Annotated in this window: 12 protein-coding genes; 10 read left to right on the top strand and 2 right to left on the bottom strand. The window is 37.1% G+C overall.

Going from position 1 to position 10,423, the window contains the following annotated elements; translation table 11 throughout:
- Positions 1-7 precede the first annotated feature (7 nt).
- The 10 genes from COX77_05085 to COX77_05040 all read left to right on the top strand — a co-directional run bounded on the left by COX77_05085 (position 8) and on the right by COX77_05040 (position 7,826).
- Positions 8-997, top strand: coding sequence for an RNA-dependent DNA polymerase (locus COX77_05085; GenBank protein PIZ98289.1), 990 nt, complete (start codon positions 8-10; stop codon positions 995-997).
- A gap of 152 nt (positions 998-1,149) precedes the next feature.
- A complete protein-coding gene (locus tag COX77_05080; GenBank protein PIZ98288.1) occupies positions 1,150-1,551 on the top strand; it encodes a hypothetical protein in 402 nt (133 codons plus the stop codon).
- Positions 1,552-2,151: a hypothetical protein gene (locus tag COX77_05075; protein ID PIZ98287.1), complete on the top strand. Its 600-nt coding sequence runs from the start codon at positions 1,552-1,554 to the stop codon at positions 2,149-2,151.
- Positions 2,129-4,192, top strand: coding sequence for a hypothetical protein (locus COX77_05070; protein ID PIZ98286.1), 2,064 nt, complete (start codon positions 2,129-2,131; stop codon positions 4,190-4,192). The genes COX77_05075 and COX77_05070 overlap by 23 nt, the downstream gene beginning before the upstream one ends.
- 85 nt (positions 4,193-4,277) lie before the next feature.
- Positions 4,278-5,321: a hypothetical protein gene (locus COX77_05065; protein PIZ98285.1), complete on the top strand. Its 1,044-nt coding sequence runs from the start codon at positions 4,278-4,280 to the stop codon at positions 5,319-5,321.
- A gap of 19 nt (positions 5,322-5,340) precedes the next feature.
- Entirely contained in the window at positions 5,341-6,120 is a 780-nt protein-coding gene (locus COX77_05060; protein ID PIZ98284.1) for a hypothetical protein, read from the top strand.
- 3 nt (positions 6,121-6,123) lie between these two features.
- Complete coding sequence (locus COX77_05055; protein PIZ98283.1) at positions 6,124-6,501, top strand: hypothetical protein; 378 nt, start codon at positions 6,124-6,126, stop codon at positions 6,499-6,501.
- Between the two features lie 9 nt (positions 6,502-6,510).
- On the top strand, positions 6,511-6,903 hold the full coding sequence (locus COX77_05050; GenBank protein ID PIZ98282.1) for a hypothetical protein: 393 nt from the start codon (positions 6,511-6,513) through the stop codon (positions 6,901-6,903).
- A gap of 24 nt (positions 6,904-6,927) precedes the next feature.
- Positions 6,928-7,365 carry a hypothetical protein gene (locus tag COX77_05045; protein ID PIZ98281.1) on the top strand — a complete coding sequence of 146 codons (438 nt, stop codon included), beginning with the start codon at positions 6,928-6,930 and terminating at the stop codon, positions 7,363-7,365.
- Between the two features lie 116 nt (positions 7,366-7,481).
- Positions 7,482-7,826 (top strand): hypothetical protein, encoded by a 345-nt coding sequence (locus COX77_05040; protein ID PIZ98280.1) that lies wholly within the window; start codon positions 7,482-7,484, stop codon positions 7,824-7,826.
- 29 nt (positions 7,827-7,855) lie between these two features.
- Here COX77_05040 and COX77_05035 read toward each other — a convergent pair whose 3' ends face one another.
- Together COX77_05035 and COX77_05030 are read right to left on the bottom strand one after the other, a co-directional pair.
- The gene (locus COX77_05035) at positions 7,856-8,689 is read right to left on the bottom strand and encodes a bifunctional methylenetetrahydrofolate dehydrogenase/methenyltetrahydrofolate cyclohydrolase (GenBank protein ID PIZ98279.1); all 834 of its coding nucleotides are present in this window, start codon (positions 8,687-8,689) and stop codon (positions 7,856-7,858) included.
- Complete coding sequence (locus COX77_05030; protein ID PIZ98278.1) at positions 8,682-9,965, bottom strand: serine hydroxymethyltransferase; 1,284 nt, start codon at positions 9,963-9,965, stop codon at positions 8,682-8,684. The genes COX77_05035 and COX77_05030 overlap by 8 nt, the downstream gene beginning before the upstream one ends.
- Positions 9,966-10,423 lie beyond the last annotated feature (458 nt).

The following is a 10,423-nucleotide window of genomic DNA, read 5'->3' as shown; positions in this document are numbered from 1 at the left end:
TAGAGGTATGAAGATTCAACTCACTCATAAATTTGAGGATATTATTAGTTTAGAAAATCTATTAACCGCATGGCAAGAATTTTTATGCGGTAAGCGCAATCGTAAAGATGTACAAGAATTTTGTACCAACTTAATGGATAATATTTTTCAGTTATATCGCAATTTAGTATATCACAAATATGAACACGGTGGTTATGAGGCATTTAAGGTATTTGATCCTAAAATCAGAAATATTCATAAGGCCAGTATCAATGATAGACTTTTGCATCATGCTATTTACCGCCAACTTTATCCATTTTTTGATAGAACTTTCATTTTTGACAGTTATTCTTGCCGTTTAGGAAAAGGAACACATAAAGCGATTATTCGGTTTAATCAATTTTTCTTAAGAGTTAGTAGAAACAATGCTAAAATTTGTTGGGTGCTTAAAGGGGATATTAAAAGTTTTTTTGCGAGCATTGACCATGAACTATTAATCAACATCCTCAAAGAGTATATTCCCGACAAATATATTATCTGGTTGTTAAAAAATATAATTAATAGCTTTCAAACTAGAGAAGGCAAGGGCTTACCTTTGGGTAATCTAACATCGCAACTTTTTGCTAATATTTACCTCAATGAATTTGATCAATTTGTAAAGCATAAAATCAAAGCAAAATTTTATATTCGTTATGTTGATGATTTTACTATTTTGTCAGACAATAAAAAATGGCTCGAAAATCAAATTAACTTAATTGAAGAATTTTTATTAACAGAACTAAAATTAAACATTCATCCAAAAAAAATATTCATCAGGACAGTGTCGTCGGGGGTGGACTTTTTAGGTTGGATAAACTTCCCTGATCATAGGATTTTGAGAAAGACTACCAGACTAAGGATGATTCGTCGGTTAAAGGATCATTTTGCAAACGACTCTCTGAACTCTTATTTGGGATTAATGAAGCATGGCAATAGCAATAAAATTAAATCTGAAATTTTGACTTTTTTTAAACGTTGAGTATTTGATTTTAATTAAACATAATGCCACTAAGGGAGTTGGATAATTTAATAAATTAGTTATTATGATGATATTGAAAAAACACGGGTTTTTAAAACCCCGCGTTTTGTTTAGTTGTGATTAGTTCATAATTTTACTATAATACGCTTGCTATGCTCAAGAAAATATTTACCTCGCTTTTTATTATTTTTATTTTGGATTTAGTCTTGCTGATTAAGTTCGGTAGTTTGGTGGGCGCTAGCAATACCGTTCTTTATTTGTTGATTATGGTTTTGTTTGGTATTTTTTTGGTTAAATTTGTTGGTTGGGAACTGTTGGGACAAATTCAGAGCTTATTTGTTGGCGGTCAGCTAGATCAGCAAAATATCAGTCAAAAGTTGTATTATTATTTAGCAGCTATTTTGTTGATTATTCCAGGTTTATTAAGTGACATTCTAGCCCTCTTAATCATCTGGCCATTATCGAGAAAGATAATTGTGAATTATTATTTGGGCAAAAGGCGCGATATATTGGCGTCACAACGTAAAGAAGTTAAAATTATTAATATTAAATAAATGTTGAACAAAAAATTGATCAGTAAAATAAGTCAAAATCTTGGTTCTTTTCAGAAAGAGAGAGACTATATTTTTAATCGCTCGCGGGAAATATTACAAAACGCCAAAGAAGCAATTTTTGCTGCCCATCGTCAGGATTTTAAGATGGCTAACAATAAGATAGCCGCAGCGGAAAAAATTCTTTTGTATTTGCAAAAAGAGTATAACAAAGATAACCGACTAAAATTTGAAGGATCGTACAAGGCCTGTCTCGAGGAGTACGTGGAGGCCAAAATGTTTATTGCTGCTTTATTAAAGCAGGAGTTGAAAGAGGTGGCGGGAATTAATATCGGGCCAGAAGAATATATTGGTGGTCTTGCTGATATGACCGGTGAACTAGTGCGGCAAGCTGTTTTACAAGCCACTGCCAGCCATTATGACAGCTTGATTGAATACCGCCGTTTGTCTGAGGAGATAGTTGCCACTTTAATGAAATTATATTTAACTGGCGCCTTACGACAGAAGTTTGATGAGGCCAAAAGAAATCTCAAACGTCTAGAACAAATTCAATACGATATTACTATTCGCCACCTAGATCATGACGAAAATATACAAGATTAAAAAAGAATTAAATAATTCTGATGTGAACATTGATTTTGCTAGGGAATTAAACAAAGAGCAATATCAAGTAGTGACAAGGGCCGATGGTCCTTGTTTAGTATTAGCTGGCGCTGGTAGTGGTAAGACCAGAACCATAGTTTATCGTCTAGCCTTTTTGTTACAGCAGGGTGTGCCAGCCGAGAGAATATTATTATTAACCTTTACGAACAAAGCAGCACGAGAAATGGTGGCCCGGACCGAGGAATTATTAAAAGTGTATCCTGATGGTCTTTGGGCTGGTACGTTCCACCATATTGCCAATCGTTTGTTAAGACAATATGCTAAGTTAATTGGTTATCAGAGTAATTATAATATCTTGGACGCACAGGACAGCGTTGATTTGGTGAAAAAATGTTTACGGGAAGCTGGTATTGATACCAAGCAGCGTCGGTTTCCCTCAGCCGCTGTTTTGCAGGATATTTTTAGCTATCAACAAAATTCGCAAAAGGATCTGGCTGATATTATTACCTACAAACATCCGCAATGGGTCAATTTATTGTCGGATATTGAGTCGATACAGCGATTATATCAGCAGAAAAAGCAAAGCAATCAAGTGATGGACTTTGATGACTTATTGGTCAATTTGTTGAAGCTACTCCAGCAAGAAAAGAAAATTAGTCAAAAGCTAGCCCAGCAGTTTTTGTATATTTTGGTGGATGAGTATCAAGATACTAATCATTTACAGGCACAATTAGTTAAACATTTATCAGCGGCGCATCACAATATTTTGGTCGTTGGTGATGACGCTCAGAGTATTTACTCTTTCCGTGCCGCTGACATTGGTAATATTTTGGATTTCCCACAAATGTTTAGTGACGTTAAGGTTTTTAAATTGGAATATAATTATCGATCAACGCCAGATATTTTAGCCGTGGCTAACGATATTATCAGTAATAATATCAATCAGTACCAAAAGGAGCTGAAAACAACCCTAGATTCTTTTATCAAACCGCAATTATTACCGTGCTTAACTCCCAAACAAGAGGCTGAACTGATCTCCTCTTTGATTATTAAGATTCATGAAGAGGGCGTACCATTTTCCAAAATGGCTGTCTTATTTCGCGCCGCTCATCATTCGCAAAATTTAGAAATGGAGCTCAATAAGAAAAATATTTCTTATGACTATCGCGGTGGTTTACGATTTTTTGCTCGGGCGCATATTAAGGACGTGGTATCTTATTTGCGAGTATTGAATAATCCCGCTGATGAAATAAGCTGGTCGCGCATATTAAATTTACAAGTTGGTATTGGCGCTGCTGGTGCTGAACAATTGATTGATCAGATTAGAGCTAGCAAGTCCGCTAGCATGCAGGAAATAATTAATGCTGAATGGTCATTAAGTAGTCGCTCGGTTAATGGCTGGCAAAGCGTTTGTTCTACTTTGCGCCCGGTTTTGTCATTGATGAATACTGGTCCAGTATCAGTGGGCGAGATTGTTCGTATTTTAACCCGCTCGGATTACAAAAACTATTTAGAGAATGAATATCCTGATTGGCAACAACGACTTTCGGATTTGGAGCAATTTTCTTTTTATGCCGACAGCTATCAAGACTTAAATGCTTTTTTGAGTGAAGTTTCTTTGCAAGAAAATTTTAGTTTACAAAAAGAAAAACAAGAACATACTAGTGAAGATCAGCTGGTTTTAAGCACCATTCATCAAGCCAAGGGATTGGAGTGGCGCGTAGTTTTCATTATTAATTTGATTGAGAACGCCTTTCCTAATCAGCGCGCCTTACAAGAAAAAGGAGGATTGGAAGAAGAGCGGCGATTATTTTATGTGGCTGTCACGAGAGCCCAACAGCAACTATATTTAACCTATCCCATAGTTGGCGCTGGTAGTGGCTACCTTAATCAGGCCTCGCAGTTTTTAGCGGAAATCGATCGTCATAAATTAGAACGCGGACGGGTTGAGAATAGTGACCAATTGGATGAAAGTTTGGTTATTGAAGTTGATGAAGAAGGTAATCGTACCAGTTTTTTACCTGATTTAGACGATTTATAATCCACAGTTTTAATTAAACAAAAAAAGTGTTAAAATATAGCAGTAATAGTTCGGGGGCCGTTAAGTATTAATTAAGTGAAGAAATATGAATATGCAAAAAGCAGGATTTATATCCATGACAACACTAGTTATAATTTTGATTATTGTCGTTTTGTTAGTAGGGGGATTTGTTTATTTAGATCAATCCGGTCTATTGAAATCTAAGCAGGCCCAAGTTAGCGATGGTGCTAATATTGATAATGCCGCACAGCAACCGCAGCAAGATCAAGTCAAATTTGTGCCTTATCAAAGCGCCGATAAATTATGGCAAGTGCAAATACCAGATAATTGGTTTGGTGAAGAAAAAAATGGTGCCGTAATATTGTACAGCTATGACGCGCAACAACCGCAACCAGCCCAAGGAGCGAAAGTGGAAATTAGACGCTCACCTAATCCTAATAAATTAACTGCCGCTGATTTTTTGAAAGAGAAACAGATTGACGCGACAGCCGCACAACAAGCAATATTTAAACCAGTAATCGGTCTGATGTTATTGCAGGACAACACGCAGAATAATCCGAATGACATTCAGTCAACTATTTACATGCCAGTCAACGAAGAAATGATTATGATTACCGCCAGTAGCTTTGGTGGTTCAAGAGAAGCCGCTATACCATACTTTAATGCAATTCTCAATAGTTGGCAGTGGATGAAGGAAGTAACAGCACCAAGCATGACACCGCCAGATAAGCCAACTAAGGATTATAGCTCAGCATTGTGGGGCGTTAAATATCCAGAAGATTGGACGGTCAGTGAAGATGGTAATAAAGTTACTATCAAATCAGCCGTAGAAGGCAGTTTACCAGTTGAGATTGAGCTGGTTGCCGAGAACTATGGCTCTGATTTAGCTACCTATGTTAAGGACAACAATTTACCTCAAGACAAGGTGCAAAGTGGCACTCTAGCTCAACAGCCAATCGTAGCCATTGCTCAGATACCAAAGGATAATTACACAGTAACGGAAATTTACGGGTTAAAAGATGGTAAAGTTTTTAAGATTACGATACCGGATAGCAATCCAGCCGATCAAGATTTTACTGCTAAGCTGGCAGACTATCAAAAAATTGTTAGCAGTTTTACTTGGAAATAAATTTTAGCGAGGGCAAAAAATGGATAAAGTAGTTTTGGATTTAGAAACCAAAAAAAGTTTTGACGAGGTGGGCGGTCAGCAAAATGCCCACCTCTTAGAAGTGTCGGTTGTCGGCGCTTATTCTTATGGTTTGAATAAGTATCGAGCATTTCGTCAGTCAGAATTTTCAGAACTAGAAGAATGGCTAAAAAAAGCCAGTTTAATCATTGGTTTTAACAGTAAGAAATTTGACTTTACCGTTTTACAGCCATATTTCCGATGGAAATTGGATAAATTGCCACATCTGGATATCTTGGAAGAAGTTCAATTCGCTCTTGGTCATCGTTTGAAACTGGATTCTATTGCTACGGTTACTTTAGGTGAAGGTAAGTCTGGTTCTGGACTGGACGCTATTTGGTACTACAAAAATCAGGATTGGGATAAATTGATTAGGTATTGTTTGGATGATGTCCGAGTTACTAAGGAATTGTATGACTATGGCGAACGCCATGGCCGTTTGTGGTTTGAAAATAATGGCCAGCGTCAACCAATACCAATACGTTGGGGTAGTAAGGAAAAGATTATTGATTCTTTACAGGTAGCGATGAAATATGGGCGTCAGGTTAAGATTGAGTATTTAAAATTTGGTAATGAAATGCGAGCGCTGAGGGATATTGATGTCAAAGAGGTGCACCAGGAAAAAAATCAAATTTTAGCTTTTTGTCATCAAAGTAAACAAGATAAACATTTTGATATTAATAGAATTTTTGCCGTTGAAGTCTTGGGTCAAGCGCAGTCTTTTCAGGCATCCCTTTTTTAGTATATGAAAATAATCACCACGCTAATTATTGTTTGTCTATTTTTGACTGGCTGCAGTGCCAATCAGGATCGTTTGGTTAACGATAGTAGTTTAATTGATGTTAATAGCCCGGGCAGTGTCATGAGTATGGAGAAAATAAGAGAAGTTGTGGTGAGTGAAGCACAAAAGGTTTATCAGCAAAAAGTGGAGCAAGGGGTAGATTTAAGTAATGGTCCGTGTTTAGCAGATGCTATTTTTCCTGATTGGGTAGCTGATATTGCTCACAATCCGCGTTTAGCCATTGATGACGAAGCACAAAATCAGTGCCCATCTTATCTGGCCGGTCGTGCTCATCATTTTATTGAGCTGGATTTAGCTGGCAAAGTATTGCAAATTAAATAACTTATTTGATTGTATTTTAAGTACGCAAGAAAAATTGGGTATTTTTTTATTAATTTATTTGTTATAATTATCCTATATTTTGTGAAGATCAAAGAAAATATTCGTCTAGATTTTTTGTTAGTAATTAGCATGGTATTGGTAGCTATTCCGATTATTTTATATTTTGAGGTTAGGTTTTTAACCTCGACAATTTTATTTTTTGCCGTACCGGCGATTTTTCTTTTAATTCGGCAGCCAAAACAGTTAAAAAGGTTGGGTGCTAGCATTATAGCGGGCATGATAGTGGCTTTTATTATTGATTTTCTCGCGGAATTTAATGGTGCCTGGTCTTGGGCGCCATCGAGGCAGCTGGTATTTCCCAATAAACTATTAGGATTGATTCCTATTGACGTATTGATTTAGTATTTTTTTTGGATTTTATTAACGGTGGTTTATTATGAGCATTTTTTTGAACACGATCATTCGCAAAAGGTAGCGCCACTATTCAAATCGGTACTCCTTGTTTTCTTTAGCTTATTAGTATTAATAATATTTACTTTTTTTATTTACCCCAGTGCCTTGTATTTTCCCTACACCTATCTGATCATTGGCGTGACTGGCGCTTTTCCCTTTTTTTACTTGATTATAACCAAACCACATTTAGCAGCAAAATTATTAAAGGCGGGTATTTTTAATATTTTTCTTTTTCTCAGTTTTGAGTTAACAGCACTTAGTTTGGATCAGTGGCGGTTTCCTGGACAGTACATCGGTCATATACAACTTTTTGGACTACAGTTTCCTTTTGAGGAATTTATTTTTTGGATCGTTTTGGGAACACCTATTATTCTAGCCTACTATGAATTGTTCGTGGATGATGGGCGGTAGCAACAATTTTTTTCAGTGCTAGTAAATTGCGAAAGATTTAGGGTTGACAAATAATTGTAATAGTGTACAATTATTTTTCGTTCATTATAAAAATCAAAAAAAGGAGAAATAGTATTATGATCAAAGTAGAGGATGCCTATAAAGAAAAGTTTTTGCAAAGAAACGGCACGGAAGTATGGCGTTTGGTAGAGATTGTTACCGAGTATGGCAGAACAGAATCAGTGAGAACAGAGGCTCCCTATAATGTGGAGTTTACCTACGTGCATGACTGGAAGCGAATTCTAAAAACAGCACTAGGATTTGATCTTGGTGGCGATGAAACGTTGGTTGAATTAAAAAAGGAATATATCAACAGATATGGCCAAAAAAGTTGGCAGCAACTATTTTCTGCTTTTAAACTAATTCTTTTCCATTCGGCATTGCACTTAGAAGGTTTGCATAAAATGCTGAGTCGCAAATAAATAAAAATCCCCGTTGATTGACAGCGGGGTTATTTTTTTTGATCAAGATCGAGACATCTTTTTAAAAGTAGGGCAATGGTCATGGGTCCGACGCCACCGGGAACTGGCGTGATGTGTGAGCAATAAGAAAAAACATCGGTGTAATTAACATCACCAACGGTAAAATAGTTATTAATTTTATTGGTGCCCACATCAATGACAATTACATCTTTTTTAATATCATCATGGCCAATGATCATCGCTTGACCCACAGCTACTATTAAAATATCGGCTTTTCTGGTCTTTTCTCGCCAATTCAGATCTGCTAAATAGGCGATAGTAACATTAATTTTCTGTTGTTCCAGGGCAATGGCCATATTTTCGGTAAACTCCCGACTGTTGGCTAAAATACAAGCTTGACGACCCATTAGCTTTTCTTGAGTAGATAATAGTAGTTGCCAAATACCAGCAATCAAAACTGGCGTTTGCTCTTGCTGGCCCAGTTTGAATAGTTGTAAATTATCTGGATGAAAACCATCAGCGTCCTTTTTCGGATCAATAGTTTGGATGATGAGATTTGTATCTAAGTGTTTTGGCAGTGGTAGTTGAACGAGTAAGGCTGATATTTCCGGATCTTGGTTTAAAAAATCAATAACTTCAATTACTTGTTCGTTAGTACAATTATTAGCTAAACGATAAAGGTGAAAGTTGATGCCCACTTTTTGGCAAGCTTCTTTTTTTAGTCGTACATAGAGCTCTGAGGCAGGATCTTCACCAACCAAAATAGCCGCTAAGCTGGGTTGCAGATTTTGTTCCCTGATTTGCTCTAAAATTTGCTGACGAATATCCTCAGCTATTTTTTTACCATCAATAATATTAGTCATAAGATAGATCGGGATAGAGTGGAAATTGAGCAATCAATTCACGCAACTCATTGTTTACTTGTTTAATGATATTATCGTCGGTGCTATTTTTGAGAATTGTGGCTATTCCTAAACCAATCTGGGTCATTTCTTTTTCTTGCAAACCACGCGTCGTCAATGCTGCTGTCCCCAGTCGTAAACCAGAAGGATTGGTGGGTTTGCACGGATCATAAGGTATGACATTTTTGTTAGTATATATTTCCGCGCGCGCTAAAGCTTGCTCAGCTTGCTTACCAGTAATGCCCAAGTTAGTTAATTCAATAAGTAATAAATGATTGTCCGTACCACCAGTTACCATGGCGATGCCTTGTTGCTGGAAAACGTTTTCTAGCGTCTTGGCATTTTTAAGAATTTGTTGTTGATAGGTTTTGAATTCCGGCGCCAGTGCTTCCTGGAAAGCCACTGCTTTAGCGGCGATGACATGCTCCAGGGGTCCACCCTGCATCCCGGGGAAAACAGCGGAATCAATTTTTTGCGTCAGGTTTTTTTTACCAGTTAAATCAAAACGATCATCGTTTTGACAAAGGATAATAGCGCCCCGGGGACCGCGCAATGTTTTGTGTGTAGTAGTAGTAACAATATCAGCATAGGGGAAAACAGCGGGATGAAGATTGGTAGCAACTAAGCCAGCAATATGTGCCATGTCAATTAAGAGATAGGCGCCAACCTCATCAGCGATGGCGCGAAACTGTTGGAAGTCAATTTTTCGGGGATAAGCTGAGGCACCAGCAACAATTAATTTTGGTTGGCATCGCTGAGCTAATTCACGTACTTGAGTAAAATCAATTAGTTGCGTTTCTTTATTTACTCCGTAATGAACAAAATTGAATAAGCGACCAGAAAAATTAACTGGCGAACCATGCGTTAAGTGACCACCAGCAGATAAGTCCATGGCCAAGATCGTATCCCCCGGTTGGAGGATTGATAAATAAGAAGCTAGGTTAGCCTGTGATCCACTATGCGGTTGCACATTAGCGTGGTCAGCACCAAAAAGCAGCTGAGCTCGATTAATGGCCAGTTGTTCAATTTGGTCAATATATTCATTTCCTTCGTAGTAGCGTTTGCCTGGATAGCCTTCGGAATATTTATTGGTCAAGGGTGTGCCTAGTGCCTCTAAGACAGCCGCGGAAACAAAATTTTCTGAAGCAATCATCTCCAAGCCAACTCTTTGCCGATTTAATTCTTGTTGGATTAAAGAGTGGATTTTTGGATCTTGTTGAGCAATATTTTTTAACATAAGTTGATTTTAGCAGAAACAAAATAGTTTGACAATTGGAAAATTAATAGTTAAAGTGGAGAATACTTGTACAAAAAAAGGAAATACTCAACTTTTTAAAAGAGTTGAGCGTTCCTGGGAGATGAAAAATGAAAACACTTGGTTATAGCTGGACCTTTGAAATTTTGATTAATAACGTGAAAAAAGAGTATCAGGTAGAAACAAAATATGCCAATTTATCATTAGCTTGTTGGGAATTATGATATGTCATTTTCGGCGAAGAAAAAGATATCCCGACAATTCAATTATTTTTGGAAACGACTGATATAAAATTAATCAAAGGACCCGAGCCATTATCTTACCCACCCTCATCATTTACCGGTGGGAGTTATGAAGTGTGGTAAGGTAGAGTTACTAATTCAAGACTCTACTTTTTTAATTGCTCAGGAAACCCCGCACGAGAATTCCTTCTAAGGCTG

It is taken from the genome of Candidatus Komeilibacteria bacterium CG_4_10_14_0_2_um_filter_37_10, from assembly GCA_002793075.1.
In the GTDB taxonomy this organism is placed as follows: domain Bacteria; phylum Patescibacteriota; class Patescibacteriia; order UBA1558; family UBA1558; genus UM-FILTER-37-10.
The sequence above is the reverse complement of the archived record's forward strand: the minus strand, read 5'-3'. Positions and strand labels throughout refer to the sequence as shown.